This window comes from Variovorax sp. KBS0712 (assembly GCF_006323185.2).
Classification (GTDB): domain Bacteria; phylum Pseudomonadota; class Gammaproteobacteria; order Burkholderiales; family Burkholderiaceae_C; genus Variovorax; species Variovorax boronicumulans.
Map to the genome: position 1 here is coordinate 2260056 of NZ_VCCD02000001.1, position 20364 is coordinate 2280419.

The 20364-nt window shown below is 69.0% G+C and carries 20 protein-coding genes, 1 pseudogene and 2 riboswitches; of the genes and pseudogenes, 13 read left to right on the forward strand and 8 right to left on the reverse strand.

Annotation, left to right across the window (positions count from 1 at the left end):
• Window positions 1-2: 2 nt before the first annotated feature.
• A complete protein-coding gene (locus tag FFI97_RS10385; RefSeq protein WP_062474448.1) occupies window positions 3-584 on the forward strand; it encodes a peroxidase-related enzyme in 582 nt (193 codons plus the stop codon).
• A gap of 22 nt (window positions 585-606) precedes the next feature.
• Here FFI97_RS10385 and FFI97_RS10390 read toward each other — a convergent pair whose 3' ends face one another.
• Genes FFI97_RS10390 through FFI97_RS10400 form a run of 3 tightly spaced genes read right to left on the reverse strand, consistent with a single transcriptional unit; the run spans window position 607 to window position 3700 of the window.
• Complete coding sequence (locus FFI97_RS10390) at window positions 607-2370, reverse strand: phosphoethanolamine transferase (RefSeq protein WP_139705216.1); 1764 nt, start codon at window positions 2368-2370, stop codon at window positions 607-609.
• A gap of 57 nt (window positions 2371-2427) precedes the next feature.
• A complete protein-coding gene (locus FFI97_RS10395) occupies window positions 2428-3003 on the reverse strand; it encodes a phosphatase PAP2 family protein (protein ID WP_139705214.1) in 576 nt (191 codons plus the stop codon).
• Window positions 2990-3700, reverse strand: coding sequence for a phosphatase PAP2 family protein (locus tag FFI97_RS10400; RefSeq protein ID WP_139705212.1), 711 nt, complete (start codon window positions 3698-3700; stop codon window positions 2990-2992). The genes FFI97_RS10395 and FFI97_RS10400 overlap by 14 nt, the downstream gene beginning before the upstream one ends.
• A 138-nt stretch (window positions 3701-3838) precedes the next feature.
• On the opposite strand from FFI97_RS10400, the gene FFI97_RS10405 reads away from it, so the two are divergent.
• Together FFI97_RS10405 and FFI97_RS10410 are read left to right on the forward strand one after the other, a co-directional pair.
• Window positions 3839-4513, forward strand: a complete 675-nt coding sequence (locus FFI97_RS10405; RefSeq protein WP_062474437.1) for a response regulator transcription factor — start codon at window positions 3839-3841, stop codon at window positions 4511-4513.
• The gene (locus FFI97_RS10410; RefSeq protein ID WP_139705210.1) at window positions 4510-5868 is read left to right on the forward strand and encodes a sensor histidine kinase; all 1359 of its coding nucleotides are present in this window, start codon (window positions 4510-4512) and stop codon (window positions 5866-5868) included. Before FFI97_RS10405 ends, FFI97_RS10410 begins: the two co-directional genes overlap by 4 nt.
• A 21-nt stretch (window positions 5869-5889) precedes the next feature.
• On the opposite strand, the gene FFI97_RS10415 is transcribed toward FFI97_RS10410, so the two are convergent.
• The 3 genes from FFI97_RS10415 to FFI97_RS10425 are packed head-to-tail and all read right to left on the reverse strand — an operon-like array spanning window position 5890 to window position 7999.
• Window positions 5890-6312 carry an acyl-CoA thioesterase gene (locus FFI97_RS10415; RefSeq protein WP_070059373.1) on the reverse strand — a complete coding sequence of 141 codons (423 nt, stop codon included), beginning with the start codon at window positions 6310-6312 and terminating at the stop codon, window positions 5890-5892.
• Entirely contained in the window at window positions 6309-7196 is an 888-nt protein-coding gene (locus FFI97_RS10420) for a DMT family transporter (RefSeq protein WP_409574629.1), read from the reverse strand. The genes FFI97_RS10415 and FFI97_RS10420 overlap by 4 nt, the downstream gene beginning before the upstream one ends.
• A gap of 20 nt (window positions 7197-7216) precedes the next feature.
• Window positions 7217-7999 carry an SDR family oxidoreductase gene (locus tag FFI97_RS10425; protein WP_139705207.1) on the reverse strand — a complete coding sequence of 261 codons (783 nt, stop codon included), beginning with the start codon at window positions 7997-7999 and terminating at the stop codon, window positions 7217-7219.
• Window positions 8000-8140: 141 nt separating this feature from the next.
• Between FFI97_RS10425 and FFI97_RS10430 the strand changes: the two genes are divergently transcribed.
• The gene (locus FFI97_RS10430; RefSeq protein ID WP_062474428.1) at window positions 8141-9844 is read left to right on the forward strand and encodes an electron transfer flavoprotein-ubiquinone oxidoreductase; all 1704 of its coding nucleotides are present in this window, start codon (window positions 8141-8143) and stop codon (window positions 9842-9844) included.
• Window positions 9845-9899: 55 nt separating this feature from the next.
• Here FFI97_RS10430 and FFI97_RS10435 read toward each other — a convergent pair whose 3' ends face one another.
• The gene (locus FFI97_RS10435; RefSeq protein ID WP_144004421.1) at window positions 9900-10970 is read right to left on the reverse strand and encodes a hypothetical protein; all 1071 of its coding nucleotides are present in this window, start codon (window positions 10968-10970) and stop codon (window positions 9900-9902) included.
• Between the two features lie 65 nt (window positions 10971-11035).
• On the opposite strand from FFI97_RS10435, the gene denD reads away from it, so the two are divergent.
• The 4 genes from denD to FFI97_RS10455 all read left to right on the forward strand — a co-directional run bounded on the left by denD (window position 11036) and on the right by FFI97_RS10455 (window position 14978).
• Complete coding sequence (gene denD / locus FFI97_RS10440) at window positions 11036-12052, forward strand: D-erythronate dehydrogenase (protein ID WP_139706935.1); 1017 nt, start codon at window positions 11036-11038, stop codon at window positions 12050-12052.
• A 55-nt stretch (window positions 12053-12107) separates the two neighbouring features.
• Window positions 12108-13082, forward strand: coding sequence for a TRAP transporter substrate-binding protein (locus tag FFI97_RS10445; RefSeq protein WP_139706933.1), 975 nt, complete (start codon window positions 12108-12110; stop codon window positions 13080-13082).
• Between the two features lie 80 nt (window positions 13083-13162).
• Window positions 13163-13675: a TRAP transporter small permease gene (locus tag FFI97_RS10450; RefSeq protein ID WP_062474469.1), complete on the forward strand. Its 513-nt coding sequence runs from the start codon at window positions 13163-13165 to the stop codon at window positions 13673-13675.
• A gap of 10 nt (window positions 13676-13685) precedes the next feature.
• Window positions 13686-14978 carry a TRAP transporter large permease gene (locus FFI97_RS10455; RefSeq protein WP_062474420.1) on the forward strand — a complete coding sequence of 431 codons (1293 nt, stop codon included), beginning with the start codon at window positions 13686-13688 and terminating at the stop codon, window positions 14976-14978.
• A 36-nt stretch (window positions 14979-15014) separates the two neighbouring features.
• Here the strand turns inward: FFI97_RS10455 and FFI97_RS10460 are convergent, their stop codons facing one another.
• Complete coding sequence (locus FFI97_RS10460; RefSeq protein ID WP_144004422.1) at window positions 15015-15794, reverse strand: AraC family transcriptional regulator; 780 nt, start codon at window positions 15792-15794, stop codon at window positions 15015-15017.
• A 196-nt stretch (window positions 15795-15990) separates the two neighbouring features.
• Between FFI97_RS10460 and FFI97_RS10465 the strand changes: the two are divergent.
• The 5 genes and pseudogenes from FFI97_RS10465 (at window position 15991) to gcvH (ending at window position 20362) form a co-directional block, all read left to right on the forward strand.
• Window positions 15991-17093, forward strand: a pseudogene (locus tag FFI97_RS10465) (MFS transporter).
• 260 nt (window positions 17094-17353) lie between these two features.
• On the forward strand, window positions 17354-17827 hold the full coding sequence (locus tag FFI97_RS10470; RefSeq protein ID WP_139703919.1) for a hypothetical protein: 474 nt from the start codon (window positions 17354-17356) through the stop codon (window positions 17825-17827).
• A gap of 96 nt (window positions 17828-17923) precedes the next feature.
• Window positions 17924-18460 carry a hypothetical protein gene (locus FFI97_RS10475; protein ID WP_062474467.1) on the forward strand — a complete coding sequence of 179 codons (537 nt, stop codon included), beginning with the start codon at window positions 17924-17926 and terminating at the stop codon, window positions 18458-18460.
• 31 nt (window positions 18461-18491) lie between these two features.
• Window positions 18492-18578: riboswitch (glycine riboswitch) on the forward strand.
• A gap of 16 nt (window positions 18579-18594) precedes the next feature.
• A riboswitch (glycine riboswitch) is annotated at window positions 18595-18699 on the forward strand.
• A 47-nt stretch (window positions 18700-18746) separates the two neighbouring features.
• Window positions 18747-19919 (forward strand): glycine cleavage system aminomethyltransferase GcvT, encoded by a 1173-nt coding sequence (gene gcvT, locus FFI97_RS10480; protein ID WP_139703916.1) that lies wholly within the window; start codon window positions 18747-18749, stop codon window positions 19917-19919.
• A gap of 71 nt (window positions 19920-19990) precedes the next feature.
• Window positions 19991-20362, forward strand: coding sequence for a glycine cleavage system protein GcvH (gene gcvH, locus FFI97_RS10485; RefSeq protein ID WP_062474411.1), 372 nt, complete (start codon window positions 19991-19993; stop codon window positions 20360-20362).
• Window positions 20363-20364 lie beyond the last annotated feature (2 nt).

Below are 20364 nucleotides of genomic sequence, written 5' to 3' on the forward strand. Positions count from 1 at the left end.
CAATGAACGCCCCCCGCTACCCCCTCGCCGAACTGAAAGACCTGCCCGACGACATCCGCACCGCGATCCTTGCCGTGCAGGAAAAGGCCGGCTTCGTGCCCAACGTGTTCCTCGGCCTTGCGCGCCGCCCCGCCGAGTGGCGGGCCTTCTTCGCGTACCACGACGCGCTGATGCTCAAGGAAGAAGGCTCGCTCACCAAGGGCGACCGCGAGATGATCGTCACCGCCACCAGCGCGGTCAACCAATGCCTGTACTGCGTGGTGGCGCACGGCGCGCTGCTGCGCATCTACGAGAAGAAACCGCTGGTGGCCGACCAGGTGGCGGTGAACTACCGCAAGGCCGACATCACGCAGCGCCAGCGCGCGATGCTCGACTTTGCGATGAAGGTCTGCGAACGCTCGCACGAGATCGACGACCGCGACTTCGGGCCGCTGCACGCGCACGGCTTCGACGACGAGGACATCTGGGACATCGCGGCCATCACCGCCTTCTTCGGCCTGAGCAACCGCCTGGCCAGCTTCAGCGGCATGCAGCCGAACCCGGAGTTCTTCCTGATGGGCCGGCTGCCGCGCGAAAAGAAGTAAGAAGCCGAAGCGGCGAGCGCGCTCAGGCCTTGCCGCGGCACGAGGCCAGCGCGTCGAGCGCGGGCTTGTAGGTGGGCGTGGTCACGTCCATGAGGCCCAGCACCGTGTGATAGAGGTTGTCGTGCGTGAGCGGCGCGTCCAGGCCCGCCTCCATGCACGAACGCGAGAGCTTGCGGCGCTCGCTCATGCCGTCGCCGAACCACGTGACCATGGGCACGTGCTTTTGCGCATCGGGCGCGAAGCTGTAGGGCACGCCGTGCAGGAACAGGCCGTACTCGCCCAGCGACTCGCCGTGGTCACTCATGTACAGCAGCGCCGTGTCGTACTGCTTGGATTGGGTCTGGAGCCAGTCGATGGTCTGGCCGAGGAAATGGTCGGTCTGCGCGATCGAGTTGTCGTAGACGTTCATCAGCTCGGCATGCGCGCACTCGGCCAGCGCGTTGGTCTTGCACTCGGGCGTGAAGCGCTTCAGTTCGGGCGCCGAGCGCTTGTAGTAGGCCGGGCCGTGGCTGCCCATCTGGTGCATGACGAGCACGACACCCTTGGCACGCCGCTCGGCGGGCAGCGCGGCGATGCGTTCATCGAGGCCCTTGAGCATCACGTTGTCGAGGCATTCCTCGCCGTCGCACAGGGCCTTCTTGGTGGCCGAATCGAGCCCGTCGAAGGCCGAGGCGTTCGGGATGCGCGCGCACACGCCCTTGCAACCCGCCTGGTTGTCCAGCCAGAACACGGCCAGGCCCGAGGCCTGCAGCACGTCCATGAGGTTCTCGTACTCGTCCTTGCGCGACTCGTAGCCGCTCTTGCCCAGGGGCGAGAACATGCAGGGCACCGAGGCCAACGTGTTGGTGCCGCACGAGCGCACCTCGCGGTAGCTCAGCACATTGCGCTTGGCGAGCTCGGGCGTGGTGTCGCGGGCGTAGCCGTTCAGGCCGAAGTGATCGGAACGCGCGGTCTCGCCCACCACCACCACGAACAGCGGCGGGCGCTTCTGCGCCGCATAGCTCGCGCCGAGCGCCGTGCCTGCGGTGATCGGGATCAGCTTGCTGCTGCGCTTGAACATCGGCTTGAGCACCACGGCGCCAGCCGAGTACAGGCTGGCGATCGGGTTCATCATGTAGCGCAGGTGCACGTTGTTGCGCATCAGCGGCGCGAGCTGCCGGTTCATGGCCACGGCCGTGACCACCGCCACGGCGGCGGCCAGCACCAGCAGCAGCGCGTTGCGCCAGACGTGCGACAGCAGCCCCATCGGCACGATGCGCACGCGCCAGATCGCCCAGGCCGCCGGCAGAACGACCACGAGCACGTTGAAGGCCATGCGCCCGCTCAACAGGTCGCGCGCTTCGTTGGGGTCGGTCTGGAACGCGTTCGCGATCATGCTCGGGTCCATCACCACGCGGTACTGGAGCATGTAGTGCTGCGCCACCGCGGCGATCACGACCACGAGCAGCCACAGCGGTTTCATCCAGCGCGACCAGGCCGTGAGCGACAGCATCGCCACGGTGCCGCAGAAGGTGAGCATGCCCAACGCGGCGATGGTCGGCATGTAGGTGCTGGGCGCGCCGCCCAGGCGGGCCAGGTCGTTCAGCAGCGGCCAGTTGGCGGTGAGGCCGAGGTACAGGCTGAGCCAGACGATCACCTGCCGCGTCGAGCGGGGCTGCGAGATCCAGCGGTCGATGCGTTGCCAGAAAGTACCGGCGGCGCCCGCATCCGACAGCGGCGCGGGGCGGGATTCAGATCGGCTGGGAGCACGCGCCAGCAGCGCGGAGTCGAGACGCGAAACAGACATGCCGCCAATGTAGGCAGCGTGCCTGAAGAGAGCCTGAACAGTTCATTCAGAGCGCATTCAGGCTCGGCCGATGCGCGCGCGGCGCAGCAGCCGCAGGCGCGGGCTGCGCGACACCGCACGGCCGGCGGGGCGGCTGATGCCGCGCTCCACCACGATCGAGACCAGCGCCGCCAGGATCGCGGCGGCCGTCACGTCGGTCGGGAAATGCAGGCCCAGGTACAGCCGGCTCCAGGCCACCACCACCGCCGCCACGAGCGCCAGCCGCATCGGCGTGCGCCACGGCAGGCACCACAGCGAGAAGGCGGCGGCAAACGTGCCGGCCGCATGCAGGCTGGGGAAGCCCGGGCGCGCCCCCTGCGGCACCCACTGGATGCCCAGGCCGTAGAACGCGGGCCGCGGGAACGGCAGCACCGAGCGGAACACGTTCACCACCAGCCACACGACGAGCACGCTGACGAGTGCGGTGAAGAAGGCGTGGCGCCAGCGGCGGTCGAAGGCCGCGGCGGCCGCGATGGACAGCGCCAGCAGCGCCGGCAGCACGTCGGACGCGAACATCGCGAAGCGCAGGCTCCACGCCGGCGCGGAGGCCGAGGCGTTGAGCCAGCTGAACAGGGCGAAATCAAGGGCTTGCATGCAGGGGCGCGGTGCGCTCGATGGGAGGGGAAGTACGGCGGCGCGTCGCCACCAGTTCGATGAGGAAGCCGACCGTCCAGCAGACCCAGGCGGTCCACAGCGTGTGGCTCATGTAGTGCGCGCCGCGCATCTGCTGCGCCACGCCGAGCACGAAGCCGGCGACCAGCGCCACGCACAGCCACACGATGGCGCCACGCGGCGCCACATGCCGCAGCACGAAATACCCGCCGAGGTAGGCAAAGGCGGCCGAGGCATGGCCGGCCGGGAAACAGCCGCCCGGCCCGCCGTCGTCCTGGCCCCAGGCCCAATGCGACACGTAGCGCGCCACGCCGCCGAACTCCTTCAGGTCCCAGGGGCAGCTGGTGTCGCTCGCATGCTTGATCAGGCTCACGGCCAGCACCGAGGCCAGCACCGTCAGCGCCAGCTGCACGCGAGCGCCCGTGCCCAGGCGCCGCAGCACGCCCACGGGCCAGCGGATGGCGGCGAACAGGCCGATCACCAGCAGCCAGCTGAGGTTTCTCGCGCCCTCGTGCATCACGTGGACCAGGAAGGGGTTCTCGCGCCAGGGAAAGCCCATCGGCGTGCCGGCCAGGCGAGCCAGCGGCAGGTCGCCGCCAAGGGCGTCCCAGATCATCAGCAGGGCCAGGGCAAGCAAGGTCAGGGCTCCGAGACGGAGATACGGGGTACGACGGGTCATGAAGAAAAACAGGCCTCGGAACAGACTGGCGCAAGCCTACGCACGCGGGATGAACCCAGTCTGAAGCGACCTGAACGATTCCTGACGCGATCGCCAGAGGGGCGGCGCTAGACTTCGAGTTTTTGTAAGGGCCACCGCGTGCGAATCTTGCTGGTCGAAGATGACAGTTCGTTGGCAGACGCGGTCTGCAGCTACCTCGTCGCCAAGGCGTTCGTCGTCGACGTGGCCCCCAGCCTGGCCGAGGCGCGCGGCGCCCTGCTCTCGGTGCAGTACGCGGCGGTGCTGCTCGACCTGCATCTGGGCGACGGCGACGGCCTCTCTTTGCTGCCGCAGGTGCGCGCGCTGCGCGAGCCGCCCATCGTCATCGTGCTCACGGCGCGCGACCAGGTCACCGACCGCATCCGCGGCCTCGACGCCGGCGCCGACGACTACCTCATCAAGCCCTACGACCCGGCCGAGTTGCTCGCGCGGCTGCGCGCCGTGGAACGCCGGCGCAGCGCCAACACCTCGCCGGTGCTGCAGCTGGGCACGCTGGAGATCGACCTGGCGCACGACCGCGTGCGCAAGGACGGCGTGCCCGTCGTGCTCACGCAGAAGGAATGGGCCCTGCTGCGCGTGATGGCCACGCGGCCCGAGCGCATCCACACGCGCGACAACCTGGCCGACGCGCTGTACGGCTTCGGCGACGAGGCCGACAGCAACACGCTCGAGGTGTTCATCAGCCGGCTGCGGCGCAAGCTCGGGCGCAGCCACATCCAGACGCTGCGCGGCCTGGGCTACCGGCTGTCGTTCTCGGCGGACGACGAGGAATGACCAGCGCCCTGCTGCGCGACCGCCGCGATTCGCTGGCCGGGCGCCTCACGCGCACGCTGATCCTGTGGGTCGGCGGCGTGTGGCTGCTGTGCGTGCTCGCCGTGGTCTGGTACGTGGACCGCGAGATCAACCACAACTTCGACAACGAGCTGGTGGAGGTGTCGCACCGCATGTTCGACATGGCGGTGCAGGAGCTCGAGAAGCTGCGCCTGCGCCATGAAAGCGGCAAGCAGGACACGCCGCTGATCGCGCCCAAGCAGCTGTTCTCCGAAGATGCCGTGATGTACCAGGTGGTCGACGTGCACGAGCACGTGCTGCTGCGCTCGGCCGAAGCGCCCGACGACGCCTTCGATGTGCCGCTGGCCGCGGGCTTCGCCAACAACCAGACCTGGCGCATCTACACCGTGCGCCACCCCACGCTGGGCCTGTACTTCCAGGTGGCCGACCCGCTGGACGAACGCCGCCGCGCGCTGAACCGCACGCTGTTCGGCCTCATCATCCCGCTCGGCGCGGTGCTGCCGCTGCTGGCGCTGGTGCTGCGCCGCGTGGCGCGCACCGAGCTGCGCGTGCTGCAGCAGCTGGCCGCCGAGATCGAGAAGCGCAACGGCGCCGACCTGCGCCCCATCACCCTGCCCGGCCTGCCGCAGGAGCTGCGCGCGGTGGGCGACCATGTCAACCGGCTGCTGCAGCGGCTGTCGCAGTCGCTCGACGTGGAGCGCGCGCTGGCCGCCAATGCCGCGCATGAACTGCGCACGCCGCTGGCCGCCGCGCGCCTGCGGCTGCAGACCGCGCTCGACCACGACCTGAAGCGCACCGACGTCGAAGGCGCGCTGCAGGCGCTGCAGATGCTGAGCCACCGCGCCGAAAAGCTGCTGCAGCTGTCGCGCGCCGAATCGGGCGCCTCGCTCGCGCGAGCGCGGGTCGACCTGGTGCAACTGGCGGGCACGGTGGCACAGGAGTTCTGGCAAGACCCGCAGATCAACGAGCGCCTGAAGCTCAAGGTGCCCGACAGTGCGGCGCCCGTGGCCTTCGGCGACGTCGATGCATTGGCGATCGCGCTGCGCAACCTCGTCGAGAACGCCCTGCGCTACAGCGGCGACGGCCGCGTGACGATCGAGGTCGCGGCGCCCTGCGTGCTGGTGGTGCGCGATGCCGGTCCGGGTGTCAGCCCCGAGCAGCTGCAGTCGCTGCACCAGCGCCATGTGCGCCACGGCTCGGACCGGGCCGGCTACGGCCTGGGCATGTCGATCGTGGGCACCATCGTCGAGAAGCACAACGCGACGCTGGAGCTGGCCTCGCCGCCGCCCGGCATGGCGCGCGGCTTCGAGGCGCGCATCGTGCTGCGGCCGGCCTGAGCCTTTCGCGTCAGCGCGCTTTCAGTCGCTGACGATCTCGCGCAGCCAGTCGGGCAGCGCCAGCGCCTTCTGCTTCGGAAAATCGACCCAGATGGTGGTGGCGCCGCCGGCCGCGCAGAGCACGTCGGGCGCGTCTTCGCGGACCATGGTGGCCCAGCTCTCGAAGGTGGTGCGCCCCGGGTCGCTCACGTACATCTTGATGCGCACGTTGCCCGGGTACTCGATCTGCCGGTAGAAATTGCAGAAGGCGTTGACGATCACCATGCCCTCGCCGCCCGGCGTGGGCTCCACGCCGAGCGAGCGGATCCAGTCGATGCGCGCCGTTTCGAGGTAGCGGAAGTAGGTGCCGTTGTTCAGGTGGCCCATGGCGTCCATGTCGCCCCAGCGGATGGGGATCGACATCTCGTACACGAGCTTCTTCTTTTCGGGGATTTCGATTCTCATCGGTGGGCCTTGATGGATGCGAGGATGCCCAGGACGAACAGCGCCGCCGCCACCCATTCGGTGGTCTGTGGCCAGCGGCCGTCCCAGAGGAAGGAATAGAGCAAGGCGAACAGCGTCTCGCTCACGATGAGCTGGCCGCACAGGCTGGCCGAGAGCCGCTGGCTCGCGACGTTCCAGAGAATGGTCGCGAGCCACGACGAGCCGAAGCCGCTCGCCAGCGCGATCCAGATGAAGAGCATGCCGTCGGGCTGCGACTGCAGCGTGGCCACACCGCTGCCCGCCACCGCCCACAGCAGCAAGGCCCCGAGGCCGGTGGCGATGCCCAGCCAGTTGGCCCAGTCGGCCGCATGCACCTCGCGGTGCCGTTGCAGCCAGGCGGCGTTGAGCAGGCCGTAGACCGTCCAGCTCACCATCGAACACAGCGCCAGCGCAATGCCCCAGCCGAAGCGCGCGCCGCCTCCACCTGCACCGTGCTGCGCCGACCACGCGCCCCAGATCATCAGCGCGATGCCCGCGCCCGTGAGCAGCAGGCCGGGCAGCAAGGCCCGCATGTGCAGGCCCGCGGGACGGCCCAGCAGCATCATCCAGACGGGAATGGTGCCGATGATGAGGCTGGGCACCTCGGTGCCCGCCGCCGCGATGCCGAAGGCCAGCAGCAGGTAGTAGCCGCTGAAGCCCAGCACGCTGAGCGCGAGCGCCGCCAGCGCCTGCCGGCCCGTGGGCCAGCGCAGGGCCGCGGGCCGCGCGAACACCGCCAGCGCCGACACCGCGCCGAACACCGCGAAGCGCGCCGCCGTGATGTCGACCATGCCGAAGTGGCCGACCATGCGCGGCGCCACGAACACCAGGCCCCAGAGCGCGCCCGCGCCCAGGCCGGCGGCAATGCCGATCCAGGCCCGGGGGCTCAGAGTGCGAACCCGTCGTCGGCCGCGATGACGGCGCCGTTCACGAAATGGCTCTCGCCGCTGGCCAGCAGCACGATCAGGCCATCGAGGTCTTCGGGCTTGCCCACGCGCTTGCGCGGCAGCATGTTGACCAGCTTGGCGCCGCCCTCGGTGCTCCAGTGCTCCTCGTTGAGCTCGGTCGTGATGTAGCCCGGGCACAGCGCATTCACGTTGATGCCGAAGCGGCCCCATTCGAGCGCCATGGCCTTGGTCATCTGCACCACGGTGGCCTTGCTCATGCAGTAGGTGCCGATCTGCGGCATGACCTTCAGCGCCGCTGACGACGCGATGTTGATGATGCGTCCGCCGATGTAGGTGCCCGGCGCCTTGCCCTGGGCGCGCGCCAGCATGCGCTTGCCGACCTCCTGCGCGACGAAGAAGGAGCCCTTCACGTTGGTGTCGAAGATGTAGTCGTAGTCCTCGGGCGTGACGTCCTGCAGGCGCTGCGTGGCGCTCACGCCCGAGTTGTTGACCAGGATGTCGATGGGCCCCACTTCGGTTTCGGCGCGCGCCACGGCGGCCTTGATGCTGCCGATGTCGGTCACGTCGAGCTCGACTACGTGGGCGTCATGGCCCTCGCCTTCGATGCGTGCGCGCAGCTCCTTGAGCTTCTCGACGCGGCGGCTGGCCAGCACCACGGCGGCGCCGGCACGGGCCAGTGTTTTCGCGAACTGGGCGCCCAGTCCGCTGGAGGCGCCGGTGACGAAAGCCACGCGGCCGGAGAGATCGATGCTGTAAGCCATGAGCTGAATCCTGTGGAGTCGCGCAGGTGACGCAAGGCGCCTCGCCTGCGGGCGACAAGGCCCCCCGCCGGACGCCGCATAAAATGCCCGGCGAACCGGGACGCCCCCGCGCCTCTAAAAATCATTATCGACCCAACCCACATGACGCACGACGAAATCCTCGCCCAGTTCGGCCCTCGCGAAGCCATGGAATACGACGTGGTCGTGGTCGGCGGCGGCCCCGCCGGCCTCTCGACCGCGATCCGCCTCAAGCAGCTCGCCGCCCAGCAGGAGAAGGAAATCTCCGTCGTGGTGCTCGAGAAGGGTTCCGAGCCCGGCGCGCACATCCTGTCGGGCGCCATCATGGACCCGCGCGCGCTCAACGAGCTGCTGCCCGACTGGGAGGAACTCGGCGCCCCGCTGAACCAGCCGGTGACCGACGACGCCATGGTGTTCCTGAGCGAAAAGTCGGGCCTGCGCACGCCCAACGCCTTCCTGCCGGCCTGCTTCCAGAACCACGGCAACTACATCATCAGCCTGGGCGCCTTCACCAAGTGGCTGGCGCAGCAGGCCGAGAACCTGGGCGTGGAAATCTTCCCCGGCTTCCCGGCCGCCGAAGTGCTCTACAACGAGAACGGCTCGGTGCGCGGCGTGGCCACCGGCAACATGGGCGTCGGCAAGGACGGCGAACCCACCGAGAACTTCCAGCTCGGCATGGAGCTGCTGGGCAAGTACACGGTGTTCGCCGAAGGCGCGCGCGGCCACCTGGGCCGCCAGCTGATCGCCAAGTTCAAGCTCGACGAAGGCCGCGACCCGCAGACCTACGGCCTGGGCGTCAAGGAAGTCTGGGAAATCGATCCCAAGCGCCACCAGCCCGGTTTCGTGCTGCACACGGCCGGCTGGCCGATGGACAACAACACCTACGGCGGCGCGTTCCTCTATCACATGGAGGACAACAAGGTCACGATGGGCTTCATCACGGGCCTGGACTACAGCAACCCGTACCTGAGCCCGTTCGAGGAAATGCAGCGCTGGAAGCTGCACCCCAACATCCGCTGGTACCTCGAGGGCGACGAAGCCAAGGGCATCAAGCCCGCCAAGCGCATCGGCTACGGGGCGCGCGCCATCACGGCCGGCGGCCTGATGTCGCTGCCCAAGACGGTGTTCCCGGGCGGCGCGCTGGTCGGCTGCGAGGCCGGCTACCTGAACGTGAGCCGCATCAAGGGCAGCCACGCCGCCATCAAGACCGGCATGCTGTGCGCCGAGGCCGCGTTCGACGCGGTCATGGCCGGCCGCCAGCACGACGAACTCACGGCCTACCCGGCCGCGTTCGAGAAAAGCTGGCTCTACACCGAGCTGAACAAGGCCCGCAACTTCAAGGCCTGGTTCAAGAAGGGCCTGGGCATCGCCACGGTCATGAACGGCGTCGAGCAGTGGCTGCTCAAGGGTCACATCCCATGGACCCTGCGCCGCAACAAGCCCGACCACCAGTACCTGAAGCCGGCCGCCGAGTGCAAGCCCATCGTCTATCCGAAGCCGGACGGCAAGCTCACCTTCGACCGCCTCTCCAGCGTGTTCATCAGCAACACGAACCATGAAGAGCAGCAGCCCGCCCACCTGACGCTGAAGGACGCGTCGGTGCCGGTCAACGTCAACCTGGCCAAGTTCGCCGGCCCCGAAAGCCGCTACTGCCCGGCCGGCGTGTACGAGTTCGTGCCCGACGAAGCCAGCGCCGGCAAGGAGCGCCTGCAGATCAACGCGCAGAACTGCGTGCACTGCAAGACCTGCGACATCAAGGACCCGACGCAGAACATCGTCTGGGTCACGCCCGAAGGCGGCGGCGGGCCGAACTACGTGGGCATGTAAGCCCCGCAGCGTCGATGCATGAAAGCCCTCTTCGGAGGGCTTTTTTCATGGCGCTTCAGGCGAGGTACGCGGCGACCTCGTCGGGCGTGAGGAAGTGCACCAGCGACACCTGCGGGTTCTGCTCGGCGTGCAACACGTGGGTGAACCCGGTCCAGCCGCGCGCGGGCTTGTCGTCCGTCTCCAGCGCGACGAGCACCAGCCGCCCCTGCCGGCGCACGTTCTCGCGCAGCGTGCCTTCGCCCCAGGACCACGCCATGCGGTCCACCAGCTCGCCTTGGGCGAAGGCCGTCGCCTGCAGCCAGAGGAAGGCAGCGGCATCGCTGTCCGCGTCGCGGCGCGTGCGCGGCGGCTGGCGGATGCCCAGCGTCTGGGCGTGCGTTTCCATCAGGTCCTGCAGCAGCGAGAAGGCGTGGAAGTTGTTGTTGATGCCCTGTGCGCGAACGACCATGCCCGCGCGCGACGCCGGCAGCAGGACCACCAGTTCGTCCTCGTACGACAGCTGGGCCGCGGCGCGCAGGAAGTGCAAGGCCTCGAAGGGCAGCGAGTCGTTGGCGTACATCGCCTCGATGTGCGCGAGCAGGCCTGCGTCCGCCACCAGCGACTGGTGGTTGCGCACATCGCGCACCACCATGGTCATGAGCGGCAGCACCAGCAGGTCGACCGCGCGCTGCAGCGCATCGATCTCGAAACGCGCCTGCGGCGACAGTGCCGCGAGCGCCGCTTCGGCGGCCTGCCAGGCGGCGAGTTCTGCCTCGTCCTGCGGTTCGTCGCCCTCCTCGTCCTCCTCGTCGGGCTCGTACGGCTGCGCCGCGCAGTAAGGCGCCAGCGACGCCAGCAGGCGCCCGGCCAGCTGGCGCACGGCGTCGAACATGAGCTGCGGATCGGCGCCGTTCTCGACCAGCGCGCCGCAGAACACCGCCAGCAACGCGGCCCGGTGCGGATGCAGCTCGCCGAGCTGCGCGATGGCGGCCCGCAGCACCTCGTCCTTCGCCGAGCCCTCCACCACCTCGAAGTAGAGCGCGCGGACCTCCGGCCGTTTGAAGAAGGAAGCCTGGGTGTCGAGGTCGGCGTCCTGCAGCACAGGCAGTCGCAGGGTGGCAAGAAGATCGGGAGGCAGCATGGGCATGCGCAAATTGTGCGATACCGCCGACGCTATCCTCGCGACACAAGGACACAAGGAGACAGGACCCCATGCACATCGTCATCACCGGCGGCGCCGGCTTTCTCGGCGCGCGCCTGGCGCGCACCCTCCTGGCCCTGGGCCAGCTCTCGCTCGCCGGCGCGCCCACCCGCGACATCGCCCGTATCACGCTGGTCGACCGCGCCCCGCCGCCGCCCGACCTCGCGGCCAACGCGCGCATCGCAGCCGCCACCGGCGACCTCAACGCCCAGCTGGCCGACGACGGCGCCACCTTCTGGCGCGAGGCCGACGCGGTGTTCCACCTGGCAGCGGCCGTCAGCGGCGAATGCGAGGCCGACTTCGACCTGGGCATGCGCAGCAACTTCGCCGCCACGCACGGCCTGCTCGAGAAGCTGCGCGCGCTCGGCACGCGGCCGGTGCTGGTGTTCTCCAGCTCGCTCGCCGTGTTCGGCGATTCGCCCGAACAGCCGCTGCCCGCGCTCATCGACGACCACACGCTGCCCACGCCGCAGACCAGCTACGGCATCCAAAAATTCATCGGCGAGCAGCTGGTGGCCGACTACACGCGCAAGGGCTTCGTGCAGGGGCGCAGCGTGCGCCTCATGACGGTGAGCGTGCGCCCCGGCCTGCCCAACGGCGCGGCCTCGGGCTTCTTCAGCGGCATGATCCGCGAGCCGCTCGCCGGCCTGCGCGCGGCCTGCCCGGTGCCTGACGAGACGCCCGTGGCCATCGCCTCGCCGGCCCGGACCATCGAAGGCATCGTGCGCGCCGCCGAAGCCAGCGACGCCGACTGGGGCCCGCGCACCGCGCTCAACCTGCCCTCGCTGGCCACCACCGTGGGCGAAATGGCCGCCGCGCTCGAACGCGTGGCCGGCCGCGCCGCCACCGACCTGCTCGACCGCACGCCCGACGCCGCCATCCGCCGCATCGTGAAAACCTGGCCCGGACGCTTCGACACGCCGCGCGCGCGGGCCCTCGGCCTCACGGCCGACGAGAGCTTCGACGCGGTGATCCGCGCCTACGTCCGTGAAAGTCCCGACGCGGTCAAACTGGTTATTGGTGCATAGTCATTTCCTGACCTGCGCCTGACGCGCTTTCGACCCCCAACTCCCCGGAGACACCATGAAATTCGGCCACATCGCCGCCGCCTGCCTTTCGCTCGCCCTGGGCAGCGCCGCCCTCGCGCAGCAACCCACCGTTCTCAAGATCGGCTATGCGACGTCCAAGGAATCGCATTACGGCGTGGGCTCCACCGTGTTCTGCGAAGAGGTCGAGAAGAACACCCAGAACCGCTTCAAGTGCCAGCACTTCGCCAACTCGGCGCTGGGCGGCGAGCGCGAGCAGATCGAAGCGATCCAGCTGGGCACGCAAGACCTGCTGAACACCTCGACCGGCCCCGTGGGCAACTTCGTGCCCGAGGTCAAGATCGTCGACATCCCCTTCCTGTTCCGCGACTACGACCACGCCCGCAAGGTCATGGACGGCCCCATCGGCCAGGACATCCTGACCAAGTTCCCGAGCAAGGGCATCATCGCGCTGGCCTGGACGGAAAACGGCTTTCGCCACATGACGAACAGCAAGCGCGACATCGTCAAGCCCACCGACGCGGCCGGCCTGAAGATGCGCACCATGGAAAACAAGGTGCACATGGACGGCTACCGCACCTTCGGCATCCTGCCCACGCCGATGGCCTTCCCGGAACTCTTCGGCGCGCTGCAGCAAGGCACGGTCGACGGCCAGGAAAACCCGATTCCGGTGATCCTGTCCTCGAAGTTCTCGCAGGTGCAAAAGCACCTGTCGCTCACCGGCCACGTCTACTCGCCGGCGCTGCTGCTGCTGTCGCCCAAGGTGTGGAACAAGCTCTCGGACGCCGACAAGAAGGTGTTCACCGAAGCGGCGAAGAAGGCCTCGATCGCGCAGCGCAAGAAGGTCAACGACGACGAGAACAACGGCATCGCCCAGCTTGAGAAAGACGGCATGAAGGTCACGCGCACCGTCGACGGCGCGGCCTTCCGCGAAGCCCTGAAGCCGGCCTACGTGGGCTACGCCAAGGAATTCGGCGCCGACAACATCAAGAAGATCACGGACGTCAAGTAAGACTGCTCCGCCCCGACCGCGCCCGGCCCGCCTCAGTGTGCCGGGCGCTTCGCATTTCCGACACCACAGAGAACCACAACGTGCAAGCTTTCGAGCGCTACTTTCTCGCCGCCAACCGGTGGGCGCTGATCCTCCTGCTGGCGGCCATGTCCGTCATCATCTTCACCAACGTCGTGCTGCGCTACACCACGAACCAGTCGATCGAATGGGCCGAAGAGGTGTCGCGCCACATGATGATCTGGCTCACCTTCCTGGGCGCCGGGCCCGTGCTGCGCTACGGCGGCCACATCGCGGTCGAGAACCTGCAGGACGCCCTGCCCCGGCCCGCGGCCGTGGCGGTGCGCATCGTGGTGGCCGGGCTGCTGTTCGCCTTCTTCGGCTTCATGGTCTGGTACGGCTGGCTCTACATGGAGCGCACGATGTTCCAGCTCACCGCCGTGACGCAGATTCCGTTTGCCTACATCTACAGCGCGATGCTGATCGGCGGCGTGCTGCTGATCGTGCACTGGCTGCTGGTGGTGCGCGGCTACGTGCTGAACCGCGAGTTCGCGTCGGACGCGCATTTCGACGCCAACGCGTCGGCCTCGCTGTAAGGAGAAGACCATGGATGCCAGCATTGTCCTGATCGTCTCCGCCTGCGTGTTCCTGGCCATCGGCGTGCCCGTGGCCTTCGCGCTCGGCCTGGCCACGGCCGCCACCCTGATCCTCGCGGAAAGCTACCCGCTGATGGTGCTGCTGAAGGAAACCTTCACCGGCATCGACAGCTTTCCGCTGATGGCCGTGCCCTTCTTCATCCTGGCCGCCGAGCTCATGAGCGGCGGCTCGCTCACCGAGGTGCTGCTGCGCTTCGCGGGCCAGTTCGTCGGCCACCGCCGCGGCGGGCTGGGCTACACCAACGTGGTGTCTCTGACCTTCTTCTCGGGCATCTCGGGCTCGGCGCTGGCCGACGCGGCCGGCCCCGGCTCGATGCTCATCAAGATGATGGACAAGGCCGGCTACGACCGCTCGTACGCGGCGGCGCTCACGGCCTCCACGGCCATCGTGGGGCCGATCATTCCGCCCTCGATCATCATGATCATCTACGCGCTGCAGGACGAAACGGTGTCGGTCGGCCAGCTGTTCGTGGCCGGCATCGTGCCGGGCATCCTGATCGCGGTGGCGATGTGCGTGGTGAACTTCTACGTCTCGAAGAAGCGCAACTACAAGGGCGACGGCCAGACGCCGCCGCTGCGCGAAATTCTCATCACGACGTGGAAGGCGATTCCCGCCATCCTGCTGCCGGTGGTGATCCTGGGCGGCATGCGCGCCGGCTGGTTCACGCCCACCGAAGCGTCGGTGGTGGCGGTGTTCTACGCGCTGGTGTGCGGCAAGTTCATCTACCGCACGCTCGAGTGGAAGATGCTGCCCGACATCCTGTCGCGCTCGGCCCTGCTGTCGGCGTCGGTGCTGATCATCATCGGCCTGTCGGCCTCGTTCGCGTGGGTGCTGACCATCGAAGGCATTCCGCAGCAGATGGCCGAATGGCTCATCAGCATGAACCTCTCGCCGTGGATGTTCCTGATCATCGTCAACGTGTTCCTGCTCTTGTTCGGCATCTTCATCGAGCCGCTGCCGGGCGTGATGGTGCTGGCGCCGATCCTGGCGCCGGTGGCGATCAAGCTGGGCGTCGACCCGGTGCACTTCGCGATGATCGTGATCTTCAACCTCACGCTGGGCATGATCACGCCGCCGGTGGGCGGGCTGCTGTTCGTCACCTGCAACGTGTCGAAGGTGCCGATGTCGGCGCTGGTGAAGGAACTGGTGCCCTTCCTGTGGGCGCACGGCGCGGTGCTGATGCTGCTGACCTTCGTGCCGATGCTCAGCACCTGGCTGCCGCGCGCGCTCGGGTTCAAGTAGCGGCGCAGGCCGCTCCCGCCCCCGCCTTCACCCGCCTCAGGCCGGCGGGTGCAGGTACTGGCTCGGCGGCACGCCGAGCGTGCGGCGGAACATCGCGGTGAAGGCGCTCGGGCTCTCGTAGCCGTGCGCCAGCGCCACCTCCAGGATCGACGCGCCCGCGGCCAGCCGCGGCAGGCTCAGCAGCAGCCGCGCCTGGCGGCACCATGCACCGAAAGTCATGCCGGTCTCGCGTTCGAACAGCCGCGCCAGCGTGCGCGCGTTCATGTGCAGCCGCACGGCCCAGCCGTCGAGCGTGGCGGGCTGCGCGGGGTCGCGGATGAACGCCTCGCACAGCGCGGCCAGGCGCGCGTGGCGCGGCATCGGCACATGCAGCGACAGCGCGGGCGCGGCCTCGATCTCGTCGAGGATCAGCTCCATCACGCGCTCGTCGCGCCCGCCCGGCGGGTAGTCCAGCGGCAGCGACACGGCCGCCACGATCAGCTCGCGCAACAGCGCCCCCACGTGGATCACGCGGCAGTCGGCCCCCAGGTCGGCCCGCGTGCCGGGCTCGACGAAGACCGTGCGCATCTTCACCTCGCCCGCCATGCGGATCTGGTGCGTCATGCCCGGCGGCACCCAGACGCCGCGCCCCGGCGGCACCACCCAGCTGCCGGCCGCGGCGCCGACCATCATCACGCCCGAAATCGCATGAATGAGCTGCCCGCGCCGGTGCGCATGCGGCGGAATGAAGGCGTCGCCCGCCGGATCGGTGGCCAGCACGGCGACCGCGCGCGGAGTCGATTCGCCCTCGTCGGGGCGCAGATTCAGTTTGTCCATTTCGCGACGATGTTTGCACATTCGTAGCGAGAACATCTTCCCATGGCTTCCTACGATGGCTCTTCTCCCTCTTTTTCTCCAACCGGACATCCAGGAAAGAAGCCATCGCATGAACACGCGCCGACTCGGGCTGCTCACCGGCACCCATGCCGTCAACGACCTCTACCAGGGCCTCGTGCCCGCGCTGCTGCCCTTCATGGTGCTGGAGCGCGGCTACAGCTACACGGCCGTGAGCGGCCTGATGCTGGCGGCCACCGGGCTGTCGAGCGTGGTGCAGCCGCTGTTCGGCCTGTACGCCGACCGCCACCCGCGCGCCTGGCTGGTGCCCGTGGGCTTCCTGGTGGCGGCGCTGGGCGTGGTGCTGGCGGGCCTGAGCCAGAGCTACCTGCTGACCTGGATCGCGGTCGCGCTGTGCGGGCTGGGCATCGCGGCCTACCACCCGCCCGCCACCGTGGCCGCGCGCGCGGCGGCGGCGCCTCGCAGAAGGCGATGAGCGTGTTCTCGGTGGGCGGCACCATCGGCGCCTCGTTCGCGCCCGTGCTGGCGGCCACGGTGGTCGGCGGCGGCAGCCTGTCGCGCAGCTATCTGCTGGGCATTCCCGCGCTGGCGATGGGCGTGGTGTGGGTCGCGGCGAACGCGCGGCGCAGCGCGGCGGCCCACCATGCGGCCACGGCGGCGCGCGCCGCGCAGGCCCGCGCCCAGGTGCTGAAGCCGCACAACGACTGGCGCGCCTTCAGCCTGCTGGTGGCGACCATCGTGGGCTGGTCGATCCCCTACGTCACGGTGCTGTCGATGCTCTCGCTGCGCATCACGCGCGACCTGCACGGCACCACCTTCCAAGGCGCCGCGGCGCTCACCGCCTTCACCGCCGCGGGGGCCGTGGGCACGCTGGCCGGCGGCTGGCTCGGCGACCGTACCGGGCGCATGGGCACGATCCGCTGCGGCTACCTGCTCGCGCTGCCGGCCATGGCGGGCCTCGTGCTCGCCTCCACGCCCGGCGCGGCGCTGGCCTGCACCGCGCTGCTCGGCATGAGCATGTTCCTGCCCTTCGCTGCGCAGGTGACGCTCGCGCAGGACTACCTGCCGCGCAACCCGGCCACCGCCAGCGGCATCACGCTCGGTCTCGCGCTCTCGGTCGGCGGGCTGGTGTCGCCGCTGTTCGGCCTGCTGTCGGATGCACGCGGGCTCGGCGTGACGCTCACGGTGGTGTTGTGCGTGCTGTGCGTCGCGACCGTGCTGGCCTTGCGGCTGCGCAACCGCACGGTGCAGGTGATGGCGGGCGAGGCTGCGGCGGCCTGAGTTGAGTTCCGTTCCCGCGCAACGGCAGCGCCCACCGTGCACAGGGCACTGGGTGCTTCCCGCAGCGAAATCAAGGAGGAGCCGAAGGCGGGGGACATTCGCGGAGGGAAGCACCCGGTGTCCTGTGCACGCGCCCTGAACCACGAACCACCGAAATCCGTGGGCGATTCCACGCCGCACGCCTGCTCTTTCACTGCCAGAATCGACGCAAGCTTCGACGTCGAGCCTGACAGACAAGAAGAAGGAAAGAGAAGGACGCCATGCACCGAATCGTCGCCCAGGGCAGCAGCCTTGTCGCTGCCGGCTTGCTGGCCACCGCCGGTATCGCGGCCACGCCGGCCGCCGCGCCCGTTGCAGCCGTTGCGCCAGCAGCCGCCCCCGCCAATCCCGTCACCCACCTCGCCGAAGTGGAAACCGCCGTGCGCGCCTGGGCCGCCGCCTGGTCCGCGCGCGACGTCGAGCGCTACCTCGCAGCCTACGCGAGCGACTTCACCCCCGCGCGCGGCCAGACCCGCGAGCGCTGGGAGGCCGACCGGCGCGCCCGCATCACGGGCAAGTCGCGCATCAGCGTGGGCATCGAGGGGCTGGTGATCAGCGTCCAGGGCACGTCGGCCAGCGCGCAGTTCCGGCAGGTCTACAGCGCCGACGCGCTCACCGAGACCGACCGCAAGACGCTCGAGCTGCAGCGCGTGGGCCCGCGCTGGCTGATCCGCAAGGAGAGCGCGGGCAACTGACGCGCACCGCCTTTTCCCTGTAAGGCAAATGGTTCACGAAGATGTCACCACTTGCAACGATGCTGCAGCCTTCGACCTCCGAAAGCTGTGGCCGCCATGTTCCCCACCAAGACCGAGAAGGCACGCGACGAACTCCAGGCCGGGCAGCGCACGCTCAGCCAGCGTGAGCGCGCCCTGCTGCTCATGGCCGACGGCCGGCGCTCTCTGACCGACTTCAGCCCGCTGTTCCCCAGCCGCGTCGAGGCCGAGCAGGCGATCCAGGGGCTGATGCAGCGCGGCTACCTGCAGGTCGCGCGCCCGGTCGCGCCGCCTCCTGCACCGGCCCCCACGCCCGTCCCCGCCGCCGAGCCGATCCAGGTCGCCACCTCGGCCGACAGCTTCGACGGCAAGCGCTCGCTGGCCACCACGCGCATGTTCCTGTTCGACATCTGCGAGCGCATGTTCGTGCGCCGCGACCCGCGCTTCGCCAACCAGATGCGCGACGCCCTGCGCGAGGCCCGCGACCGCGAAGCCATGCTGACCATCGCCGCGCTGATGCTCTCAGAGATCGAGAAGGCCGCCGGCCCCGAGCGCGCCGACTCGCTGCGCGAGCGCATCGACAAGCTGCTGCCGCCGGCCGAAACCGTGCACTGAGCCGCCAGCCCCGGCCCCGCGATCCACTACACTCGCCGGGTCAGGAGAGAGCCCCGCGCGACGGGGCCGCCGAAGGCGCAGGGGTTCCCCGAACGCTCAGGCAAAAGGACTGACAAGACGCCGGCAACCACCGGCGTTTCCTTGCTGGAGAGAGGCCGTGGCATTGCATGCGGCCCACCGAAGGAGCAAACCCCGATCGTGGGGCGAATCTCTCAGGTAAAGCGGACAGCAGGGGTGGCCCGTGGCGTTGCAGCCATGGATTTCGACTGCCCCTTTGGAGTGCCCCGTGGCCGCTTCTACCGCTTCTGACGCCCAACTTCTCAAGACCCCGCTGTACGACCTCCACGTCGAGTTGGGCGCCCGCATGGTGCCCTTTGCGGGCTATTCGATGCCGGTCCAGTACCCCGCCGGCCTCATGGCCGAGCACAAGCACACGCGCGACGCGGCCGGCCTGTTCGACATCTCGCACATGGGCCAGTTGCGCCTGGTCGGCCCCGACGCCGCCGCCGCGTTCGAAACCCTGATGCCCGTCGACGTGATCGACCTGCCCGCCGGCAAGCAGCGCTACGGCCTGCTGCTGAACGACGAGGGCGGCATCCTCGACGACCTGATGTTCTTCAACGAAGGCCACGGTTCGATCTTCGTGATCGTGAATGGCGCCTGCAAGGTGGCCGACATCGCCCACATCCAGGACAAGATCGGCGCGCGCTGCCAGGTGCAGCCCCTGCCCGACCACGCGCTGCTGGCACTGCAAGGCCCGCAGGCCGCGGCCACGCTGGCGCGCCTGTCGCCCGGTATCGAGCGCTTCGTGTTCATGACCGGCGGCGCGGTGCAGATCGGCGGCATCGCCGCCTTCGTCACCCGCAGCGGCTACACCGGCGAAGACGGCTTCGAGATCTCGGTGGCCGCAAAAGACGCCGACGCCCTCGCCCGCCTGCTGCTCGCACAGCCCGAGGTGAAGCCCGTCGGCCTGGGCGCGCGCAACTCGCTGCGGCTCGAAGCCGGCCTGTGCCTGTACGGCAACGACATCGACACCACCACCACCCCGGTCGAAGCCTCGCTCAACTGGGCGATCCAGAAGGTGCGCCGCGCCGGCGGTGCGCGCGAAGGCGGTTTCCCGGGCGCGGCCAAGGTGCTGGCCCAATTGGCTGCCGTCGCCTCGGGCGCGGCCGGCCACACCGACCACAAGACACTCACGCGCAAGCGCGTCGGCCTCGTGGCACTCGAACGCATTCCGGTGCGCGACGGCACGCTGCTGCAGTCGCTCGAAGGCCACGACATCGGCACCGTCACCAGCGGCCTGCTCGGCCCCACGGCCGACCGCTGCGTGGCCATGGGCTACGTGGCCGCCGCCTTCGCCGAGCCCGGCACGCGCGTGCAGGCCATCGTGCGCGGCAAGCCGGTGCCGATGGAGGTCTCGACCCTGCCTTTCGTGCCGACGCGCTACTACCGCGGCTGACCGACACTGAACCCCGCAGACCCGGCTAGGCTCTGCACCCCGATTCCATTTTTTCCACGAGGAGTTTTTTCATGAGCATCAAATACACCAAGGACCACGAATGGGTGGCGGCCGAAGGCGGCGCCGCCACCGTTGGCATCACCGTGCATGCGCAGGACGCGCTGGGCGACGTGGTGTTCGTCGACCTGCCTGAAGTGGGCAAGACCTTCGCGCAGGGCGAGGTCGCCGGTGTGGTCGAGTCGGTGAAGGCCGCCGCCGATGTGTTCATGCCCGTGTCGGGCGAGATCACCGAAGTCAACGAAGCGCTGCGCGCCGACCCGTCGCTGGCCAACAGCGACCCGCTGGCCGCCGGCTGGTTCTTCAAGGTCAAGCTGAGCGAACCCGCGCAGCTCGACGCCCTGCTCGACGCCGCCAGCTACGACAAGTTCGCCGCCGAATCCTGATC

Excerpts from the sequence above, each read along its gene's own strand:
- FFI97_RS10385 (WP_062474448.1), top strand. The coding sequence starts at position 3 with ATGAACGCCCCCCGCTACCCCCTCGCCGAACTGAAAGACCTGCCCGAC.
- FFI97_RS10390 (WP_139705216.1), bottom strand. The coding sequence starts at position 2,370 with ATGTCTGTTTCGCGTCTCGACTCCGCGCTGCTGGCGCGTGCTCCCAGC.
- FFI97_RS10395 (WP_139705214.1), bottom strand. The coding sequence starts at position 3,003 with ATGCAAGCCCTTGATTTCGCCCTGTTCAGCTGGCTCAACGCCTCGGCC.
- FFI97_RS10400 (WP_139705212.1), bottom strand. The coding sequence starts at position 3,700 with ATGACCCGTCGTACCCCGTATCTCCGTCTCGGAGCCCTGACCTTGCTT.
- FFI97_RS10410 (WP_139705210.1), top strand. The coding sequence starts at position 4,510 with ATGACCAGCGCCCTGCTGCGCGACCGCCGCGATTCGCTGGCCGGGCGC.
- FFI97_RS10415 (WP_070059373.1), bottom strand. The coding sequence starts at position 6,312 with ATGAGAATCGAAATCCCCGAAAAGAAGAAGCTCGTGTACGAGATGTCG.
- FFI97_RS10425 (WP_139705207.1), bottom strand. The coding sequence starts at position 7,999 with ATGGCTTACAGCATCGATCTCTCCGGCCGCGTGGCTTTCGTCACCGGC.
- FFI97_RS10430 (WP_062474428.1), top strand. The coding sequence starts at position 8,141 with ATGACGCACGACGAAATCCTCGCCCAGTTCGGCCCTCGCGAAGCCATG.
- FFI97_RS10435 (WP_144004421.1), bottom strand. The coding sequence starts at position 10,970 with ATGCCCATGCTGCCTCCCGATCTTCTTGCCACCCTGCGACTGCCTGTG.
- denD (WP_139706935.1), top strand. The coding sequence starts at position 11,036 with ATGCACATCGTCATCACCGGCGGCGCCGGCTTTCTCGGCGCGCGCCTG.
- FFI97_RS10445 (WP_139706933.1), top strand. The coding sequence starts at position 12,108 with ATGAAATTCGGCCACATCGCCGCCGCCTGCCTTTCGCTCGCCCTGGGC.
- FFI97_RS10455 (WP_062474420.1), top strand. The coding sequence starts at position 13,686 with ATGGATGCCAGCATTGTCCTGATCGTCTCCGCCTGCGTGTTCCTGGCC.
- FFI97_RS10460 (WP_144004422.1), bottom strand. The coding sequence starts at position 15,794 with ATGGACAAACTGAATCTGCGCCCCGACGAGGGCGAATCGACTCCGCGC.
- FFI97_RS10470 (WP_139703919.1), top strand. The coding sequence starts at position 17,354 with ATGCACCGAATCGTCGCCCAGGGCAGCAGCCTTGTCGCTGCCGGCTTG.
- FFI97_RS10475 (WP_062474467.1), top strand. The coding sequence starts at position 17,924 with ATGTTCCCCACCAAGACCGAGAAGGCACGCGACGAACTCCAGGCCGGG.
- gcvH (WP_062474411.1), top strand. The coding sequence starts at position 19,991 with ATGAGCATCAAATACACCAAGGACCACGAATGGGTGGCGGCCGAAGGC.